The following is a 20,088-nucleotide window of genomic DNA, read 5'->3' as shown; positions in this document are numbered from 1 at the left end:
ACCGCCCGCAGCGGCGAGGTGCACACCGTATCATGGCAGGCTCCGGCTGTAGCCGTTACTCGTACGGCAACTCAGGCACGTCAGAGCAACAGCGTCGACCTCGACAAAGCCCGTCTGGTGGTCAGCGTGGGACGCGGGATCGGCAGCAAAGAAAATATCTCGCTGGCGGAGGCGCTGTGCCAGACGATTGGTGCCGAGCTGGCGTGCTCCCGTCCGGTGGCGGAAAACGAGAAGTGGATGGAGCACGAACGCTACGTCGGCATCTCCAACCTGATGCTCAAGCCGGAACTGTATCTGGCCGTGGGGATCTCCGGGCAGATCCAACATATGGTCGGCGCCAACGGCGCGCAGACGATTTTCGCCATCAACAAAGATAAAAATGCGCCGATCTTCCAGTATGCGGATTTTGGCATCGTTGGCGATGCGCTGAAGATCCTGCCTGCGCTGACGGCTGCTTTAGCGCGTTAAACCATTTCGGGCAGGATGCGAAGGTGTCCTGCCGCTGACAGGAGTACGTATGTCCGAAGATATCTTTGATGCCATCATCGTGGGTGCAGGTCTGGCGGGTTCGGTTGCGGCGCTGGTGCTGGCTCGGGAGGGCGCACAGGTGCTGGTTATCGAGCGCGGCAATTCTGCTGGCGCGAAGAATGTCACCGGTGGGCGCATGTATGCGCATAGCCTGGAGAACATCATTCCCGGCTTTGCTGAGCAGGCCCCCATTGAACGCATCATCACCCACGAAAAACTCGCCTTTATGACCGACAAAGGGGCGATGACCATCGACTATTGCAACGGCGAAGACGCCAAATCGTCGCAGGTTTCTTACTCTGTCTTACGCAGTAAATTTGACGCCTGGCTGATGGAACAGGCCGAAGGGGCGGGCGCTCAGCTCATCACCGGTATCCGCGTGGATAACGTTGTGCAGCGCGAGGGCAAAGTCGTGGGCGTGGAAGCCGATGGCGATATTCTGGAAGCCAAAGTGGTGATCCTTGCCGACGGAGTGAATTCTCTGTTGGCTGAAAAGTTGGGTATGGCAAAGCGCGTCGAGGCATCGCATGTTGCCGTCGGCGTAAAAGAGCTGATCGAGTTGCCGAAATCGGTAATTGAAGATCGTTTCCAGTTACAAGGGAACGAAGGGGCTGCCTGTCTGTTTGCCGGATCGCCCACCGATGGGTTGATGGGTGGTGGCTTTCTCTATACGAATGAAACGACCCTTTCTCTGGGACTGGTCTGCGGCCTTCATCATCTGAAAGATGCGAAAAAATCGGTTCCGCAAATGCTGGAAGATTTCAAACAGCATCCGGCGGTTGCCCCGCTGATCGCCGGTGGCAAGCTGGTGGAATATGCCGCGCACGTCGTACCGGAAGCCGGTATCAACATGCAGCCAGAACTGGTGGGGGACGGCGTATTGATTGCTGGTGACGCAGCCGGAATGTGTATGAACCTCGGCTTTACCATTCGCGGTATGGATCTCGCCATATCCGCAGGTGAAGCGGCGGCGAAAACGGTACTTTCCGCAATGAAGCGCGACGATTTTAGCAAGCAGTCGCTGGGGGAATACCGTCAGCATCTGGACGAAGGCCCGATGCGCGATATGCGCATGTATCAGAAGCTACCCGCTTTTCTTGATAACCCACGCATGTTTACCGCTTATCCGGAAATGGCGGTCAGTATTGCGCGCGACCTGTTCACCGTGGATGGTTCGGCACCGGTGCCAATGCGTAAAAAAATCCTGCGCCATGCGAAGAAAGTGGGCTTCATCAACCTGATGAAAGATGGCCTGAAAGGAGTGACTGTATTATGACATCTCCCGTCAACGTGGACGTCAAACTGGGCGTCAATAAGTTCAATGTGGATGAAGACAGTCCGCATATCATTCTCAAAACCGATCCTGATAAACAGGCGCTGGAGGTGCTGATTAAGGCCTGTCCGGCTGGCCTGTATAAAAAGCAGGATGACGGTAGCGTACGTTTTGATTATGCCGGATGCCTGGAATGCGGAACGTGCCGCATTCTCGGACTGGATACAGCGCTGGAAAAATGGGAATACCCGCGTGGGACGTTTGGCGTGGAGTTCCGCTACGGCTAAACCTGGTGCCGGATGGCGGCTTCGCCTTATCCGGCCTACAGGAACAATGCGTAGGCCTGATAAGCGTAACGTCATCAGGCATTAAGTTAAAATAAAACAGGACATAACCATGCAGCAGCCCAGGAACTTTGATGACATCAAATTCACCTCTATTCACCGCCGGATAATGCTGTGGGGAAGCGGTGGGCCGTTTCTGGATGGTTATGTGCTGGTGATGATTGGCGTGGCATTGGAACAGCTCACGCCAGCATTGAAACTGGATGCACAATGGATTGGTCTGCTGGGTGCCGGTACGCTCGCGGGTCTGTTTGTGGGGACGTCGCTGTTTGGCTACATTTCCGACAAGGTCGGGCGGCGCAAAATGTTCATTATCGATATTATCGCCATTGGCGTGATATCGGCGGCAACCATGTTTGTCTCCTCGCCCGTTGAGCTGTTGGTAATGCGCGTGCTGATCGGCATTGTGATTGGTGCCGACTACCCGATCGCCACCTCGATGATCACCGAGTTTTCCAATACCCGCCAGCGCGCTTTCTCCATCGGTTTTATCGCCGCTATGTGGTATGTCGGCGCCACCTGTGCCGATCTGGTCGGCTACTGGTTGTATGATGTTGAGGGCGGATGGCGCTGGATGTTGGGCAGCGCGGTGATCCCCTGCATTTTGATCCTGATTGGGCGTTTCGATCTTCCTGAATCGCCGCGCTGGCTGCTGCGTAAAGGTCGGGTGAAAGAGTGTGAGGAGATGATGATCAAACTGTTCGGTGAACCGGTGGTGTTCGACGAAGAAGCGCCGCAGGAGACACGCTTTCTTCAGCTATTTAATCGCCGTCATTTCCCGTTTGTGCTGTTTGTCGCCGCTATCTGGACTTGTCAGGTGATCCCGATGTTTGCCATTTATACCTTTGGTCCGCAGATTGTGGGGCTACTGGGGCTTGGTGCCGGGAAAAGCGCCGCGTTGGGAAATGTGGTAATCAGCTTGTGCTTTATGTTGGGATGCATTCCTCCCATGTTCTGGCTTAATAGCGCGGGCCGACGACCGCTGTTAATTGGCAGCTTCATTATGATGACGCTGGCGCTGGCCGTGCTGGGGTTAATCCCTGATATGGGCGCGTGGCTGGTGGTGCTGGCGTTTGCCGTATACGCATTTTTCTCTGGGGGACCAGGAAACCTGCAATGGCTATACCCTAACGAACTGTTTCCCACCGATATTCGTGCGTCTGCCGTCGGGGTGATTATGTCCTTAAGCCGTATCGGCACCATTGTTTCAACCTGGGCGCTGCCGGTGTTCATCACCAAATACGGGATCAGTAATGTCATGCTGATGGGGGCGGGCATTTCGCTGATCGGCCTGCTCGTGTCCATCGCTTTCGCCCCGGAAACGCGAGGTCTGACGCTGGCGCAAACCAGCCAAATGACGATCCGCAGTAAACCCGTGACCAGGGCGGGTTATTAGGAGTGTTCTGTATTTTCCCTGCAACTCAGTCAGTTAGCCTACAGTTAACGGGTATATCACTGAAAACGACTGAAAAGCAGGGAGAACACCATGCAAAAACATATTCTGATCACCTCTATTTTTACCGCAGCAGCATTGTTCACCGTAGCCGGTTGCTCCTCGAACCAGGCGGTTAAAACGACCGATGGCAAAACAATCGTGACCGACGGCAAACCGCAAGTCGATGATGATACAGGCCTGGTGTCGTACAAAAATGCGCAAACGGGTAAGACGGAACAAATTAACCGCGATCAGGTTAAAGATATGAGCGAACTGGATAACTAGTTCAGTTTTCTCCATTCAACCACTCAATAATATTGACTGTTAGCCTGCGGATTAACTGACTAAACTCACTGTTATTACAATAATGCAGTGAAACAGGCTAATCATGATCCTCATCATTTATGCGCATCCCTATCCGCAGCACTCGCATGCGAATAAGCGGATGCTTGAACAGGCAAGGATGCTGGAGGGCGTGGAGATCCGCTCGCTCTACCAGCTCTACCCCGACTTCAATATCGATATTGCCGCTGAACAGGATGCGCTGGCGCGCGCTGATTTGATTATCTGGCAGCATCCTATGCAATGGTATAGCACTCCTCCCTTACTCAAGCTGTGGATGGATAAGGTCCTTTCGCACGGTTGGGCGTATGGCCACGGCGGGACTGCGCTCCACGGTAAACATCTGCTGTGGGCAGTGACGACCGGCGGCGGCGAAAACCACTTTGATATTGGCTCCCATCCCGGATTTGATGTGCTTTCCCAGCCTTTACAGGCAACGGCGCTCTACTGTGGCCTCAAATGGCTGCCGCCGTTTGCGATGCACTGTACGTTTATCTGTGATGATGAAACTCTGCAGGCGCAGGCGCGTCATTACAAACAGCGTCTGTTGGAGTGGCAGGAGGTTCATCATGGATAACCATACGCTAATACAGGCGCTGATTTATCTCGGATCGGCGGCGCTGATTGTCCCCATTGCCGTGCGACTGGGGCTAGGATCAGTGCTGGGGTATCTCATCGCAGGGTGCATTATTGGACCATGGGGTCTGAGGATGGTGACCGACGCTGAATCAATCCTGCATTTTGCCGAGATTGGCGTGGTGTTGATGCTGTTTGTCATCGGTCTGGAGCTGGATCCGCAACGTTTGTGGAAACTGCGGGCCTCGGTGTTCGGTGGTGGTGCGCTGCAGATGGTGGTATGCGGCGGTCTGATTGGTTTGTTCTGTATGTTCCTCGGCCTGCGCTGGCAGGTAGCGGAACTGATCGGCATGACGCTGGCGCTTTCCTCCACGGCTATTGCTATGCAGGCGATGAATGAGCGGAACCTGATGGTTTCGCAAATGGGACGCAGCGCGTTTGCCGTGCTGTTGTTCCAGGATATCGCCGCTATTCCTCTGGTGGCGATGATCCCATTACTTGCGGCGAGTGGCGCATCGACAACGCTTGGGGCGTTTGCGCTCTCCGCCCTTAAAGTGGCGAGCGCCCTGGTGCTGGTGGTGTTGCTGGGGCGTTATGTGACGCGTCCGGCCTTGCGTTTTGTCGCTCGTTCTGGCCTGCGGGAAGTATTCAGTGCCGTTGCGCTGTTCCTCGTTTTTGGCTTCGGTCTGCTGTTGGAAGAGGTTGGACTGTCGATGGCGATGGGGGCGTTCCTGGCTGGCGTGCTGCTGGCAAGCTCTGAGTATCGTCACGCGCTGGAAAGCGATATCGAGCCATTTAAAGGGCTGCTGCTGGGACTGTTTTTCATCGGCGTCGGGATGTCTATCGACTTTGGTACGCTGATTGATAATCCCTTGCGCATTATCATTCTGTTGGTCGGTTTCCTGGTTATCAAAACCGTCATGCTGTGGCTGATAGCGAAACCCTTACAGGTGCCGAACAAGCAGCGCAGATGGTTTGCCGTGTTATTAGGGCAGGGCAGTGAGTTTGCATTCGTGGTGTTTGGCGCGGCGCAAATGGCAAACGTGCTTGATCCTGATTGGGCGAAATCGCTGACGCTGGCGGTGGCGCTGTCGATGGCGGCGACGCCGATTTTACTGGTAATTCTGACGCGTCTGGAAAAATCGGCGACCGGTGAAGAGCGGGAAGCAGATGAAATCGACGAGGAACAACCTCGGGTGATCATCGCCGGGTTTGGGCGATTTGGTCAGATAACCGGTCGTCTGTTGTTGTCAAGCGGGGTCAAAATGGTGGTTCTTGATCATGACCCGGACCATATCGAAACGCTGCGTAAATTCGGCATGAAGGTTTTCTATGGCGATGCGACGCGGATGGATCTGCTGGAGTCTGCCGGGGCGGCTAAAGCTGAAGTTATTATTAACGCCATTGACGATCCGCAAACCAGCCTGCAACTGACCGAAATGGTGAAACAGTATTTCCCGCATCTGCAAATTATTGCCCGTGCGCGCGACGTGGATCATTACATCCGCCTGCGCCAGGCTGGCGTGGAGATGCCGGAACGTGAAACCTTTGAGGGCGCGCTGAAGACCGGACGTTTGGCACTGGAAGGTCTTGGGCTTGGACGCTATGAAGCGCGTGAGCGGGCCGATGTATTCCGCCGCTTCAACACGCTGATGGTTGAGGAGATGGTGAAAGGGGAAAATGACGCAACGTCCCGCGCGGCGGTATATAAACGCACCAGCGAAATGCTGAGTGAAATTATTGCGGAAGATCGTCAGCACTTATCATTAATTCAACGCCATGGCTGGCAAGGCACGGATGAAGGTAAGCATACGGGCGACGTCGCCGATGAGCCGGAAGTGAAACCGTCAGCATAGGGTAAAAAATGTGATGTTCTGCAAACTTTACTGCTAATTGGCTGTTTTTGAACTACTGTAATGCTGGCGTACCACCTTAAATAGGTCGGTTCGCCAGCAGAACGGAAAATTTTCATGCTCATCCTCTTTCCGCCAGTCGACGAAAGATTGCGCTTTCCGTATAGTGGCGACAATTTTTTTGTATCCGGGAAACATTCAATGATCAGTCTGATTGCGGCGTTAGCGGTAGATCGCGTCATCGGTATGGAAAATGCCATGCCATGGAACCTACCTGCCGATCTCGCCTGGTTTAAACGTAATACCTTAAACAAGCCGGTTGTCATGGGACGCCACACGTGGGAATCCATCGGGCGACCGTTGCCAGGGCGTAAAAATATCGTCATCAGCAGCAAGCCTGGCACCGACGATCGCGTGCAGTGGGTGAAGTCTGTTGAGGAAGCGATCGCGGCCTGTGGCGATGAACCTGAAATTATGGTTATTGGCGGTGGGCGTGTGTATGAGCAGTTCCTGCCGAAAGCGCAGAAACTGTATCTGACACACATTGATGCGGAAGTTGAAGGGGATACGCATTTCCCGGACTACGAACCAGATGACTGGGAATCGGTGTTCAGTGAATTCCACGATGCTGACGCGCAAAACTCCCACAGCTACTGCTTCGAGATTTTGGAACGTCGTTAATGTGGATGCCTGATGGCGTTGCGCTAATCAGGCCTACAGATTGCACATTCGTTTGCCGGATAAGGTGTAAGCACCGCCATCCGGCAGACGACTATCAGGCGTTGACGGCCTCGCCGGGATCCAGATTCAGATGGCGATTTGATGGCTGTACAAAGTACTGTTTGTCTTCCCAGCGCAGACAGGTGAGATCCCCGCCCCAGCAACACCCCGTATCTAACGCGTAAATACCTTCTGGCGTGCCTTTGCCCTCCAGCGATGCCCAGTGCCCGAATGCAATGCTATAGGCTTCACTGACCGGTCCAGGAATGGCAAACCACGGCTTCAGCGGGGCAGGCGCATCTTCTGGCGACTCTTTGCTGTACATGTCCAACTGACCATTGGGGAAGCAGTAACGCATGCGGGTAAACGCGTTGGTAATAAAACGCAGGCGCGCCAGCCCCGTCAGCTCCGGGGTCCAGTTATTTGGCATGTCGCCGTACATGGCATCAAGAAAGAATGGATAAGAGTCGCTCGACAGCACGGCTTCAACGTCGCGAGCACAGTCCTTCGCCGTCTGCAGATCCCACTGTGGGGTAATCCCTGCATGCGCCATGACCAGTTTCTTCTCTTCATCAACCTGCAACAGCGGCTGACGACGTAGCCAGTTAAGCAGCGTGTCAGCATCCGGTGCCTCAAGCAGCGGCGTGAGCCGGTCTTTCGGTTTATTACGGCTGATGCCAGCAAACACGGCCAACAGGTGTAAATCGTGATTACCGAGGACTAACCGCACGCTGTCGCCCAGCGATTTAACGTAGCGCAAAACGTCTAACGACCCCGGCCCACGCGCGACCAGATCGCCGGTGAGCCATAAGGTGTCTTGTTCTGGATTAAAGTCAACCTGGTGCAGCAAGGCTACCAGTTCATCGTAACAACCGTGAACGTCGCCAATGAGGTATGTTGCCATAGCTATTGTTTTAATGAATGAGTGTAGGAACGGCGAGTCGGAACACGGGAATGTCGATGGTAAAGGCGATCCCTTGCTCATCGATCATTTCGTAATGACCCTGCATGGTGCCCAGCGGTGTTTCAATCACCGCACCGCTGGTGTACTGGTACTCTTCGCCAGGTTCGATGTGGGGCTGAACGCCCACCACGCCTTCGCCCTGAACTTCGGTTTCACGGCCATGACCATTGGTGATTAACCAATAACGCCCCAACAGCTGCACAGGCGCTCGCCCCAAATTGCGGATAGTCACGGTATAAGCAAAAACGTAACGTTCATCATCAGGTGAGGATTGCGCCTCAATGTAGACGCTTTGTACCTGAATGCACACTCGGGGCGAATTGATCATGTTTAACTCTCCTTCGATGGCGCGTTTTCTGACAGATAGTTAGCCATCCGGCAGTATTGCGCGACAGAGATATTTTCCGCTCGCATCGCCGGATCAACGCCCAGCTCTGTCAGTACTTCAACGCTAAACAGGTTGCCGAGACTATTACGTACCGTTTTGCGACGCTGATTAAACGCTTCAGTGGTAATACGGCTCAGCACACGAACATCTTTAACGGGGTACGGCATTGTCGCGTGAGGGACCAGACGTACCACGGCGGAATCGACTTTAGGCGCAGGCGTAAATGCGGATGGCGGCACTTCAAGTACCGGGATCACATTGCAGTAATACTGCGCCATGACGCTTAATCGACCATACGCTTTACTGTTTGGCCCTGCAACCAGACGGTTAACCACCTCTTTTTGCAACATGAAATGCATGTCGGCGATGGCATCAGTATAGGAAAAAAGATGGAACATGAGCGGCGTGGAGATGTTATACGGCAGGTTGCCGAATACGCGCAGCGGCTGACCCATCGTTTGTGCGAGTTCGCCGAAGTTCATGGTCATGGCATCTTGCTGATAAATCGTCAGCTTCGGCCCTAAAAACGGGTGTGTTTGCAGGCGGGCGGCGAGATCGCGGTCCAGCTCAATGACCGTGAGCTTGTCCAGGCGTTCGCCTACAGGTTCGGTCAACGCTGCCAGGCCCGGGCCGATTTCGACCATAGCCTGACCTTTCTGCGGGTTGATAGCAGAGACAATACTTTCGATCACAAACTGATCGTTGAGGAAGTTTTGCCCGAAACGTTTACGGGCTAAGTGGCCCTGATGGACTCGATTATTCATTGGTATTAACAATCATTTTGATGGCGAGATTAAGCGCCGTAATAAAACTGCCGACATCTGCTTGCCCACGACCCGCAAGTTCAAGCGCGGTGCCGTGATCGACGGATGTGCGAATAAAGGGCAGGCCCAGCGTGATATTCACACCGCGACCAAATCCCTGGTATTTTAGCACGGGGAGACCCTGATCGTGGTACATTGCCAGCACGGCATCCGCGTGGTCGAGATATTTGGGCTGAAACAGCGTATCTGCGGGCAGCGGGCCGTTTAATTTCATCCCCTGCGCACGCAGTTCATCAAGGACCGGAATGAGGGTGTCTATCTCTTCCGTTCCCATATGACCACCTTCACCGGCATGCGGGTTAAGACCGCACACCAGAATATGCGGATCGGTAATGCCAAACTTGGTGCGCAAATCATGATGCAAAATACCGATCACTTCTTTAAGCAGAGCAGGCGTAATGGCGTCGGCAACGGCTCTGAGCGGCAAATGAGTGGTTGCCAGGGCAACGCGCAGCGCTTCAGTCGCCAGCATCATGACGACTTTCTTCGCATGTGAGCGCTCTTCAAAAAACTCGGTATGTCCGGTAAACGGGACGCCTGCGTCATTGATTACGCCTTTGTGCACCGGACCGGTAATCAGCGCCGCAAACTCACCTTGCAGACAACCATCGCAGGCGCGAGCCAGCGTATCCACCACATATTGTCCGTTCTCTACCGCCAACTGACCCGCGATAACAGGCGCCCGCAGCGCAATCGGCAACAGCGTCAACGTACCTGCTGATTGCGGTCTGGCTGGGGTATCTGGAGAGTATGGGAGGAGTGAAAGCGGTAAACCGAGCATTGCTGCCCGGTCACTGAGGAGTGCGGCATCCGCACAGACAACGAGTTCTACAGGCCACTCACGTTGGGCGAGCTGAACCACCAGGTCCGGGCCAATCCCGGCGGGTTCGCCGGGAGTGATCACAACGCGTTGAATACGAGTCATTAGTTGCTCAGAACTTTAACGTAGGCGCTGGCGCGCTGTTCCTGCATCCAGGTTGCCGCTTCTTCCGAGAATTTACGGTTCATCAGCATACGATAAGCTCTGTCTTTCTGCGCCGCGTCAGTTTTATCAACGTTACGCGTGTCCAGCAGCTCGATCAGATGCCACCCGAAAGAGGAGTGCACCGGGGTACTCATCTGGCCTTTGTGAAGTTTGGTCAGCGCATCGCGGAAAGCGGGATCGAAAATATCCGCTGCAGCCCAGCCCAGATCGCCGCCCTGGTTGGCAGAACCCGGATCCTGAGAAAATTCTTTAGCCGCTGCCGCGAAGGTTGTTTTACCGCTCTTAATATCAGCTGCGATTTGTTCCAGCTTCAGACGCGCCTGTTGATCGGTCATGATCGGCGATGGCTTGAGCAGAATATGGCGGGCATGAACTTCAGTCACGGAGATGCTCTGGCTTTGACCACGCATATCGTTAACTTTCAGGATGTGGAAGCCGACACCAGAACGAATTGGGCCGATGATATCGCCTTTTTTCGCGGTGCTTAGCGCCTGGGCAAAGATGCCCGGCAGCTCCTGAATACGTCCCCAACCCATCTGGCCGCCTTTCAGCGCCTGCTGGTCAGCGGAATAGGTGATAGCCAGTTTGCCGAAATCGCTACCGTTACGCGCTTCATCAACAACAGAGCGCGCCTGACTTTCAGCCGCGTTAACCTGGTCAGAAGTTGGGTTTTCCGGTAATGGGATCAGAATGTGGCTCAGGTTCAGCTCGGTGCTGGCATCGTTTTGGTTGCCGACCTGCTGCGCCAGGGCATCCACTTCCTGAGGCAGGATAGTAACGCGACGGCGAACTTCGTTGTTCCGCACTTCAGAGATGGTCATCTCTTTGCGGATCTGGCTACGATAGGTCGAATAGCTTAAGCCATCCTGTGCCAGACGGCTGCGCATCTGATCCAGCGTCATGTTGTTTTGCTTGGCGATGTTGGCAATTGCCTGATCCAGTTGCTCGTCAGAGATTTTAACACCCATCTTCTGACCCATCTGCAGGAGGATTTGATCCATGATCAAACGTTCCAGGATCTGATGACGCAGCGTGGCGTCGTCCGGTAATTGTTGACCAGCCTGACCCGCATTAAGTTTTACTGACTGCATTAAGCCATCGACGTCGCTTTCCAGAACGACGCCGTTATTGACGACGGCTGCGACTTTATCGACTACCTGCGGGGCAGCGAAACTGGTATTCGCGATCATGGCGATACCGAGAAGCAGCGTTTTCCAGTTCTTCATACTTTTTCCATTTCAATTAACCGCAAAGCGGATTACGTTGTAAATCAATCAGATCATAAAGAGCTTTGATACGGCAAAATGTTAGAACGTAACATTTGGTTGGTGCCGAGACCGTAGTTGGAACTCAGGCCGCGTAGTTCGATATTAAAGCCGATCGTGTTGTCATAAACTGCATGTTTCTGAGTGTCATCCCAGCCGTTCAGCTTACGTTCGTAGCCGAAGCGAATGGCGTAACAGCAGGAGTTGTACTGCAGACCCAGCATGGAATCCGCTTCTTTGTTCACGTTGGTATCAAAGTAGTAAGCCCCGACAATCGACCAGCGGTCGGCGATCGGGAAGCTTGCTACCGCGCCCACCTGTGAAATCCCGTTTTTATACTGCTCTGCTGTAGAGTAGTAAGACGGCAGGGTTGCCTGGATATATTCAGAGCTGGCATAACGGTAGTTCAGCTGCAGCATACGGTTTTCGTCGCGGCGGTATTCGATACTGCTGCTGCTGGTTGCAACGCTGTCCAGACGCGTGTCGTACTGGATCCCACTGCGTAAGCCCCAGCGATCGGAGATGCGCCAGTAGGTGTCGCCAGCCCATACCAGTGAGCCCGTTTTGTCGTCATTCTCCCATTTAATGTTGTCATCGCCAGTGCGAGACTCGGTGAAATAGTAGATTTGACCCACAGAAATATTAAAACGTTCAACGGCCGCGTCATCATAAACGCGAGATGTGACCCCGGTCGTTACCTGGTTGGCAGATGCGATGCGGTCCAGACCGCCATAGGTACGATCGCGGAACAGGCCGCTGTAGTCAGATTGCAGCAGGGACGAGTCATAGTTATAGATATGACTTTGGTCGCGATACGGTACATACAGGTACTGAGCACGGGGCTCCAGCGTTTGGGTATAGCCCGGCGCTAACATGTTCATGTCGCGCTCGAAGATCATCTTGCCGTCAACTTTAAACTGCGGCATGACGCGGTTGGCGGAATCATCGAGCTTGTTAACGTTACTCGGGTTGTTGTTGTACCAATCCAGGTTAGTTTGCTGATAGTGCGTTGCCAGCAGTTTCGCTTCGGTATTGATACTTCCCCAGTTATTCGACAATGGCAGGTTGATGGTCGGTTCGAGGTGAACACGCGTCGCTTCTGGCATGTTGTCGTTGGAATTAACGAAATGGACCGCCTGCCCATAAATCCGGGTGTCAAACGGGCCCACGTCATTCTGGTAGTAGTTGACGTCTAACTGCGGCTGAGCGGAATAGCTACTGTTGTTCTGATCGTCAAAGACCTGGAACTGCTTGGTCGAAACTGTCGCATCAAAGTTTTGTACCGCATAGCCGACGCTGAATTTTTGCGTGGCGTAGCCGTCAGTACTGGAACCGTATTTATTATCAAAATCGTTAAAGTAGCTGGAATCGCTGACCTTGGTGTAGTCGACGTTAAAACGCCACACCTGATCCATTACACCGGCGTGCTGCCAGTAGAACAGCCAGCGGCGGGAATTGTCATCCTTCGGGTGTTCATCCTCGTACACTTTATCGGAATTCAGATAGTCGAACTCCATCAGACCTGCGCCCGCCTGGGTGAGGTAGCGGAATTCGTTCTCCCACATGATACCGCCACGACGATGTATATAATGCGGCGTGATGGTGGCGTCCATATTGGGCGCAATGTTCCAATAATACGGGAGATAGAACTCAAAATAGTTATTGGTAGAGTATTTTGCGTTCGGGATCAGGAAACCAGAGCGACGCTTATCGCCGACGGGTAACTGTAAATAAGGACTGTAAAAGACCGGAACCGGACCCAGTTTAAAACGGGCGTTCCAGATCTCTGCGACCTGTTCTTCACGGTCGTGAATGACTTCGCTACCGACGACGCTCCAGGTATTGGAACCTGGCAGACAGGAGGTGAAGCTACCGTTTTCCAGAATGGTATAGCGGTTTTCCCCACGCTGTTTCATCAGATCGGCTTTTCCTCGCCCCTGACGACCTACCATCTGATAATCACCTTCCCAGATGTTGGTATCTTTGGTATTCAGATTAGACCAGCCCTTCGGCCCCTTCAGAATAACCTGATTGTCATCATAATGGACATTGCCCAGCGCATCGACGGTACGAACTGGCTCCGGCTGGCCTTCTGCCTGCTTCTGATGAAGCTGCACTTCGTCGGCCTGCAGGCGGCTGTTACCCTGTGCGATGTCCACATTGCCGGTAAACACCGCGTCATCCGGGTAATTCCCTTTCGCGTTGTCAGCAGTGATGGTGACGGGTAATTCATTAGTCTCGCCCTGTACCAGAGGACGGTCATAGCTTGGCACGCCCAGCATACACTGTGAGGCGAGATCGGCTGCCAGACCCTGATGGCTATAGAGGGCGCTGGCAATCATGGTGGCCAGAAGAGTGGGAATACGTTTTTTCATACGTTGTATTTATTGTTCCATCATCAGTAGCGTCGCGCGTGACAAACGGTCACAGCCTAACTTATCTCATCTTCACTTCGCTAGTATTAATCCTGCCCATTTTATCCCGCCACCTTTCAAGCTGCATCTTCGTTCCAGACGAATTGGTCACTGCGTTGCCGCCTTGTTGCAACTCGAAATCCAACGGGTATAGCGTTTGTGGTGTTAGGCACGGCATAGAATGACAGGTATGATAATGCAAATTATAGGCGATGTCCCACAATTGACCGCAGCCGTAAATCGGTAAAAGCACCTTATATTGTGGGACATATCCTGGCTGAGAGCAGAAAGATTTGGGGAGTCTATGCAGTATTGGGGAAAGATAATTGGTGTCGCCGTGGCCTTAATGATGGGCGGCGGCTTCTGGGGTGTGGTTCTGGGCCTGTTAGTTGGCCACATGTTCGACAAAGCCCGCATGCGCAAAATGGCGTGGTTTGCCAACCAGCGTGAACGCCAGGCGCTGTTTTTTGCCACCACTTTTGAGGTGATGGGGCATCTGACCAAATCCAAAGGTCGCGTCACGGAAGCCGATATCCATATCGCCAGTCAATTGATGGATCGAATGAATTTGCACGGCGACTCGCGTACCGCCGCGCAACATGCCTTCCGGGTGGGAAAATCGGACAATTACCCATTACGTGAAAAAATGCGTCAGTTTCGCAGCGTCTGTTTTGGTCGCTTCGATCTGATCCGCATGTTTCTGGAGATTCAGATCCAGGCGGCTTTTGCCGATGGGTCGTTGCATCCGAACGAGCGTGAAGTGCTGTATGTGATTGCTGAAGAGTTGGGGATCTCACGTACCCAGTTTGATCAGTTTCTGCGCATGATGCAGGGCGGCGCCCAGTTTGGCGGCGGATATCAGCAGCAGTCCGGCGGCGGTGGCTGGCAGCAGGCGCAACGCGGTCCGACGCTGGAAGACGCCTGCAATGTGCTGGGTGTGAAAGCGACCGATGATGCGACCACCATTAAGCGCGCATACCGTAAGCTGATGAGCGAGCACCATCCGGACAAACTGGTGGCGAAAGGCCTGCCGCCAGAAATGATGGAAATGGCGAAGCAAAAAGCACAGGAAATTCAAAAAGCTTACGAGCTAATTAAAGAACAGAAAGGTTTTAAATAATCGTTATGCCGGATGGCAGCTAGCGCCTTATCCGGCCTACGTTAATAAATGTAGGCCGGGTAAGCGAAGCCCACCGGCCTAAATGGGGCCAGCGTTTAAAAATCTGCTGGAACTTTAAACGTCATACTGTTGCCGTATTCGGGATGCGTGATAGTTAACATCTCTGCGTGCAGCAGCAGGCGCGGCGCTAACGCCAGGGCCTGTGGCGGGGCGTAGAAGCGGTCGCCCAGAATCGGATGCCCTAATGCCAGCATATGCACACGCAACTGGTGGGAGCGTCCGGTAATGGGTTTGAGCACGACCCGGGCGGTGTTATCTTCCGCGAACTCCACCACTTCATACTCGGTCTGCGCCGATTTTCCGGTCTCATAACACACTTTCTGCTTTGGCCGATTCGGCCAGTCGCAAATCAGCGGTAAATCAACCAGCCCCTCGGCCGGAGCGGGATGTCCCCAGACGCGTGCGACATACTGTTTCTTCGGCTCGCGTTCGCGAAACTGGCGCTTTAGCTCGCGCTCTGCCGCTTTAGTTAGCGCCACTACAATCACGCCGCTGGTTGCCATATCCAGACGATGTACGGATTCAGCCTGCGGGTAATCGCGCTGAATACGCGTCATCACGCTGTCTTTGTGTTCATCCAGACGACCCGGCACGGACAACAAGCCGCTCGGCTTGTTGACCACCATAATGTGCTCATCCTGATACAGGATAACCAGCCAGGGTTCCTGCGGCGGATTATAGTTTTCCATCCCCATGTCAGGCTCCGTTACTGATGCGTCACGACGATCAGGCGCAGGGCATCCAGACGCCACCCCGCCTGATCCAGGCTTTCCATCACCAGCTGACGATTGCTTTCAATGGCGCTGAGTTCGTCATCACGGATGTTCGGGTTAACGGCACGCAGCGCTTCCAGACGGGAGAGTTCAGCCGTCAGCTTCTCGTCCGCTTCTTTGCGCGCCGCGTCGATCAGCGCGCGGGCCGATTTTTCTACCTGCGCTTCACCGAGTTGCAGAATGGCATGCACATCCTGCTGTACGGCGTTGACCAGTTTACTGCCGGTGTGGCGGTTAACGGCGCTGAGCTGACGGTTAAAGGTTTCGAATTCAACCTGCGCGGCAAGGTTGTTGCCGTTTTTGTCCAGTAGCATGCGTACCGGCGTTGGCGGCAGGAAGCGGTTTAACTGCAGCTGTTTTGGCGCTTGCGCTTCAACGACGTAGACCAGTTCAACCAGCAGAGTACCGACCGGTAATGCTTTGTTTTTCAGCAAAGAAATGGTGCTGCTTCCTGTGTCGCCGGAGAGGATCAGATCCAGACCATTACGGATCAGCGGATGCTCCCAGGTAATAAACTGCGCGTCTTCACGCGACAGGGCAACATCACGCTCAAACGTAATGGTACAGCCATCTTCCGGCAGCCCAGGGAAATCCGGCACCAGCATATGATCGGACGGTGTCAGCACGATCAAATTGTCGCCACGGTCATCCTGATTAATACCAACGATATCAAACAGGTTCATGGCGAAGGCGATCAGGCTGGTATCGTCGTCCTGTTCTTCAATACTCTCAGCCAGCGCCAGCGCTTTTTCGCCGCCGTTAGAGTGAATCTCCAGCAGGCGATCGCGACCTTGCTCCAGCTGCGCTTTCAGCGCGTCATGCTGTTCGCGACAGGTTTTGATCAGATCGTCAAAGCCATCGGTGTTTTCTGGCTCAGCCAGGTAGCCGATTAGATTGTTATATACCGTGTCATAGATGGTACGTCCGGTCGGGCAAGTGTGTTCGAACGCATCCAGACCTTCGTGGTACCAACGCACCAGCACGGATTGCGCGGTTTTTTCCAGGTATGGAACGTGGATCTGGATATCATGCACCTGACCAATACGGTCCAGACGGCCAATACGCTGTTCCAGCAGGTCCGGATTGAAAGGCAGATCAAACATCACCAGATGGCTGGCGAACTGGAAGTTACGCCCTTCGGAGCCGATTTCAGAGCACAGCATCACCTGGGCGCCGCTATCTTCTTCGCTAAACCAGGCCGCAGCGCGGTCACGTTCAATGATCGACATCCCTTCATGGAATACGGCGGCGCGGATACCTTCGCGCTCGCGCAGAACCTGCTCCAGCTGAAGCGCAGTGGTGGCTTTCGCGCAGATAACCAGAACTTTTTGCGAGCGGTGGCTGGTCAGGTAGCCCATCAGCCATTCCACGCGCGGGTCAAAGTTCCACCAGGTGCCGGTGTCGCCTTCGAATTCCTGATAAATCTGCTCCGGGTAGAGCATGTCGCGCGCGCGGTCTTCCGCACTCTTACGCGCGCCCATAATGCCGGAGACTTTAATGGCCGTCTGGTATTGGGTTGGCAACGGCAATTTGATGGTATGCAGCTCGCGTTTAGGGAAGCCTTTCACACCGTTACGGGTATTTCGGAACAGCACGCGGCTGGTGCCGTGGCGGTCCATCAGCATCGAAACCAGCTCCTGACGCGCGCTCTGGGCGTCTTCGCTGTCGCTGTTTGCCGCCTGCAATAACGGCTCAATGTCCTGTTCGCCAATCATGTCACCTAACATGTTCAGCTCATTGTTACTCAGCTTGTTGCCAGCCAGTAACATGGCAACGGCATCGGCGACCGGACGGTAATTTTTCTGTTCTTCAACAAACTGGGCGAAATCGTGGAAGCGGCTTGGATCCAGTAGGCGCAGGCGCGCAAAGTGGCTTTCCAGGCCCAATTGTTCCGGCGTTGCGGTCAGCAGCAGGATGCCTGGTACGCGCTCTGCCAGCTGCTCAACGGCCATATATTCACGGCTGGGCGCGTCTTCGCTCCACACCAGGTGATGGGCTTCATCGACAATCAGCAGATCCCACTCGGCATCACACAGGTGCTCCAGACGCTGTTTACTGCGACGGGCAAAGTCCAGCGAACAGATAACCAACTGTTCGGTTTCAAACGGGTTGTAGGCATCGTGCTGCGCTTCGGCATAACGCTCATCATCAAACAGCGCAAAGCGCAGGTTGAAACGACGCAGCATTTCGACCAGCCACTGGTGCTGTAACGTCTCCGGGACGATGATCAGCACGCGCTCCGCGGCGCCTGACAGCAGCTGTTGATGCAGGATCATCCCAGCTTCAATGGTTTTACCTAAACCCACTTCGTCAGCCAGCAGCACGCGAGGGGCATGACGACGGCCGACATCATGGGCAATGTTGAGCTGGTGGGGGATCAGGCTGGTACGTTGACCACGCAAACCACTCCACGGCATACGGTACTGTTCGCTCTGAAATTTACGTGCGCGATAGCGCAGCGCAAAGCGGTCCATACGGTCAATCTGGCCGGCAAACAGGCGATCCTGGGGTTTACTGAAAACCAGTTTGCTGTCGAGCAGCACTTCACGCAGCATTACACCGGTTTCTTCGGTATCAAGGCGGGTTCCGATATAGGCAAGCAGGCCGTTTTCTTCTTTTACTTCATCGACATGCAGTTGCCAGCCTTCATGGCTCGTGATCGTGTCGCCAGGGTTGAACATCACGCGGGTCACGGGGGAATCACTGCGCGCATACAGACGGTTTTCACCCGTCGATGAGAAAAGTAAAGTGACGGTTCGCGCATCCATGGCGACAACAGTACCAAGTCCCAATTCGCTTTCTGTATCGCTGATCCAGCGTTGACCAAGTGTAAAAGGCATATATGTTCGGCTCTATATCTTTAATTGCAGGCAATACTCGTCATTTTCCGGGCTAGTCCCCGTTATTGAGAGCATACGACCCCGCTACCAGGCTAATAAATCAGTGGTAGGGGTGTTAAATGGGTCCAGGAATGGAAAGGGCGCTATGGTACTGGATGGCGGCGGTTTCGTCACGCGTCAAAATAACCCCAGTTGTCCTGTGAGTAGTGTAGCAAAATTATCGTCAATAAAGGGAAGAATTCCCTCGGCAACCGGCTGGATCTGGCGGGTCAGATAATGCTCGTAATCAAGTGCAGATAGCTGATAATCAACAGGCTCAGGTCCATTTATCGTCCAGACATATTTAATCGTGCCACGATTCTGATACTGCTGCGGACGCCCCAGTTTGACGTTCTGCTCATCGGCGAGCCGTGCGGCGCGAACGTGCGGCGGAACATTCCGCTGGTATTCGCTCAACGGGCGGCGCAGGCGTTTGCGGTACACCAGGTGTTCATCCAGTTCACCCGCCATTAGACGGTCGATAGTCTCGCGAACAAACTCTTGATAAGGCTCGTTACGAAAAATTCGCAGGTACAGCTCCTGCTGAAACTGCTGGGCCAGCGGCGTCCAGTCGGTGCGTACCGTTTCCAGACCTTTAAATACCATGCGTTGCTCAGCACCTGACTGAATCATTCCGGCGTAGCGTTTTTTGCTGCCGGTATCTGCACCGCGAATGGTCGGCATCAGAAAGCGACAAAAGTGGGTTTCAAATTCCAGCTCCAGCGCGCTGGTCAGGTTTTGCTGCTTCAGCGATTGCGCCCACCAGTTGTTGACATAGCTCACCAGCTCCCGACCAATCCGGGCCGCATCGTCTTCCGAGTGCGCCTTTTTAAGCCAGACAAAGGTGGAGTCGGTGTCGCCATAGATGACGTCGTAACCCTGAGCCTCAATCAGCGCTTTGGTCTGACGCATGATCGCGTGACCGCGCATGGTGATAGACGAAGCCAGCCTCGGGTCGAAAAAGCGGCAGGCGGTGGTGCCAAGCACGCCGTAAAACGCGTTCATGATGATTTTCAGCGCCTGTGAGAGCGGCTTATTGCCGCGGCGTTTGGCTTCATCGCGCCCATGCCAGATCTGGGTAACAATTTCCGGCAGACAGTGCTTTTCGCGTGAGAACCAGGCGTCAAGGAACCCCTCGGTACTGTGTTCCCGATCCGGCTGTGCCATCCCTTCGATAAGTCCCACTGGATCGATCAAAAAAGTACGAATAATTGACGGGTACAGGCTTTTGTAATCCAGCACCAGCACGGAGTCGTACAAACCCGGGCGCGAGTCCATCACGTAGCCACCGGGGCTGGCGTGCGCGGGAACCTCCCCCAGATTCGGTGCCACATAGCCCGCCCGG

At 54.1% G+C, this 20,088-nt stretch carries 18 protein-coding genes; 9 read left to right on the top strand and 9 right to left on the bottom strand.

The window, feature by feature from the left end; genetic code table 11:
* The 8 genes from FDW87_RS22835 to folA all read left to right on the top strand — a co-directional run.
* Positions 1–468, top strand: a 468-nt coding sequence (locus tag FDW87_RS22835; RefSeq protein WP_252363216.1) for an FAD-binding protein, incomplete at its 5' end; no start/stop codon positions are given.
* A gap of 49 nt (positions 469–517) precedes the next feature.
* Positions 518–1,804, top strand: a complete 1,287-nt coding sequence (locus FDW87_RS16185; RefSeq protein ID WP_137379946.1) for an FAD-dependent oxidoreductase — start codon at positions 518–520, stop codon at positions 1,802–1,804.
* A complete protein-coding gene (fixX, locus tag FDW87_RS16180; RefSeq protein ID WP_000203736.1) occupies positions 1,801–2,088 on the top strand; it encodes a ferredoxin-like protein FixX in 288 nt (95 codons plus the stop codon). Before FDW87_RS16185 ends, fixX begins: the two co-directional genes overlap by 4 nt.
* A 109-nt stretch (positions 2,089–2,197) precedes the next feature.
* Positions 2,198–3,541, top strand: coding sequence for an MFS transporter (locus FDW87_RS16175; protein ID WP_019078353.1), 1,344 nt, complete (start codon positions 2,198–2,200; stop codon positions 3,539–3,541).
* 90 nt (positions 3,542–3,631) lie between these two features.
* Positions 3,632–3,865 (top strand): YgdI/YgdR family lipoprotein, encoded by a 234-nt coding sequence (locus FDW87_RS16170; protein WP_003018880.1) that lies wholly within the window; start codon positions 3,632–3,634, stop codon positions 3,863–3,865.
* Positions 3,866–3,968: 103 nt separating this feature from the next.
* On the top strand, positions 3,969–4,499 hold the full coding sequence (gene kefF / locus FDW87_RS16165; RefSeq protein ID WP_016151660.1) for a glutathione-regulated potassium-efflux system oxidoreductase KefF: 531 nt from the start codon (positions 3,969–3,971) through the stop codon (positions 4,497–4,499).
* The gene (kefC, locus tag FDW87_RS16160) at positions 4,492–6,354 is read left to right on the top strand and encodes a glutathione-regulated potassium-efflux system protein KefC (protein WP_016151661.1); all 1,863 of its coding nucleotides are present in this window, start codon (positions 4,492–4,494) and stop codon (positions 6,352–6,354) included. Before kefF ends, kefC begins: the two co-directional genes overlap by 8 nt.
* A gap of 198 nt (positions 6,355–6,552) precedes the next feature.
* Positions 6,553–7,032 carry a type 3 dihydrofolate reductase gene (gene folA / locus FDW87_RS16155; protein ID WP_016151662.1) on the top strand — a complete coding sequence of 160 codons (480 nt, stop codon included), beginning with the start codon at positions 6,553–6,555 and terminating at the stop codon, positions 7,030–7,032.
* A gap of 94 nt (positions 7,033–7,126) precedes the next feature.
* Here the strand turns inward: folA and apaH are convergent, their stop codons facing one another.
* Genes apaH through lptD form a run of 6 tightly spaced genes read right to left on the bottom strand, consistent with a single transcriptional unit; the run spans position 7,127 to position 13,872 of the window.
* On the bottom strand, positions 7,127–7,975 hold the full coding sequence (gene apaH / locus FDW87_RS16150; RefSeq protein WP_016151663.1) for a bis(5'-nucleosyl)-tetraphosphatase (symmetrical) ApaH: 849 nt from the start codon (positions 7,973–7,975) through the stop codon (positions 7,127–7,129).
* A gap of 10 nt (positions 7,976–7,985) precedes the next feature.
* Positions 7,986–8,363, bottom strand: a complete 378-nt coding sequence (apaG, locus tag FDW87_RS16145) for a Co2+/Mg2+ efflux protein ApaG (RefSeq protein ID WP_003018867.1) — start codon at positions 8,361–8,363, stop codon at positions 7,986–7,988.
* Positions 8,364–8,365: 2 nt separating this feature from the next.
* Positions 8,366–9,187: a 16S rRNA (adenine(1518)-N(6)/adenine(1519)-N(6))-dimethyltransferase RsmA gene (gene rsmA / locus FDW87_RS16140; RefSeq protein WP_003018865.1), complete on the bottom strand. Its 822-nt coding sequence runs from the start codon at positions 9,185–9,187 to the stop codon at positions 8,366–8,368.
* Positions 9,180–10,172 carry a 4-hydroxythreonine-4-phosphate dehydrogenase PdxA gene (gene pdxA, locus FDW87_RS16135; RefSeq protein WP_047417234.1) on the bottom strand — a complete coding sequence of 331 codons (993 nt, stop codon included), beginning with the start codon at positions 10,170–10,172 and terminating at the stop codon, positions 9,180–9,182. Before pdxA ends, rsmA begins: the two co-directional genes overlap by 8 nt.
* Positions 10,172–11,458, bottom strand: coding sequence for a peptidylprolyl isomerase SurA (gene surA / locus FDW87_RS16130; protein ID WP_016155672.1), 1,287 nt, complete (start codon positions 11,456–11,458; stop codon positions 10,172–10,174). The genes pdxA and surA overlap by 1 nt, the downstream gene beginning before the upstream one ends.
* A gap of 53 nt (positions 11,459–11,511) precedes the next feature.
* Complete coding sequence (gene lptD, locus FDW87_RS16125; RefSeq protein ID WP_016155673.1) at positions 11,512–13,872, bottom strand: LPS assembly protein LptD; 2,361 nt, start codon at positions 13,870–13,872, stop codon at positions 11,512–11,514.
* 343 nt (positions 13,873–14,215) lie between these two features.
* Here lptD and djlA point away from each other — a divergent pair, with 343 nt between their 5' ends.
* Positions 14,216–15,031: a co-chaperone DjlA gene (gene djlA / locus FDW87_RS16120; protein ID WP_005124510.1), complete on the top strand. Its 816-nt coding sequence runs from the start codon at positions 14,216–14,218 to the stop codon at positions 15,029–15,031.
* Positions 15,032–15,126: 95 nt separating this feature from the next.
* Here the strand turns inward: djlA and rluA are convergent, their stop codons facing one another.
* The 3 genes from rluA to FDW87_RS22830 form a co-directional block, all read right to left on the bottom strand.
* A complete protein-coding gene (gene rluA / locus FDW87_RS16115; protein WP_016151668.1) occupies positions 15,127–15,786 on the bottom strand; it encodes a bifunctional tRNA pseudouridine(32) synthase/23S rRNA pseudouridine(746) synthase RluA in 660 nt (219 codons plus the stop codon).
* Positions 15,787–15,797: 11 nt separating this feature from the next.
* A complete protein-coding gene (gene rapA, locus FDW87_RS16110) occupies positions 15,798–18,704 on the bottom strand; it encodes an RNA polymerase-associated protein RapA (protein ID WP_137379945.1) in 2,907 nt (968 codons plus the stop codon).
* A gap of 177 nt (positions 18,705–18,881) precedes the next feature.
* On the bottom strand, positions 18,882–20,088 hold a 1,207-nt coding region (locus FDW87_RS22830; RefSeq protein ID WP_252363215.1), incomplete at its 5' end, for a DNA polymerase II.

It is taken from the genome of Citrobacter sp. wls826 (genome assembly GCF_005281245.1).
Classification (GTDB): Bacteria; Pseudomonadota; Gammaproteobacteria; order Enterobacterales; family Enterobacteriaceae; genus Citrobacter; species Citrobacter braakii.
The sequence above is the reverse complement of the archived record's forward strand: the minus strand, read 5'-3'. Positions and strand labels throughout refer to the sequence as shown.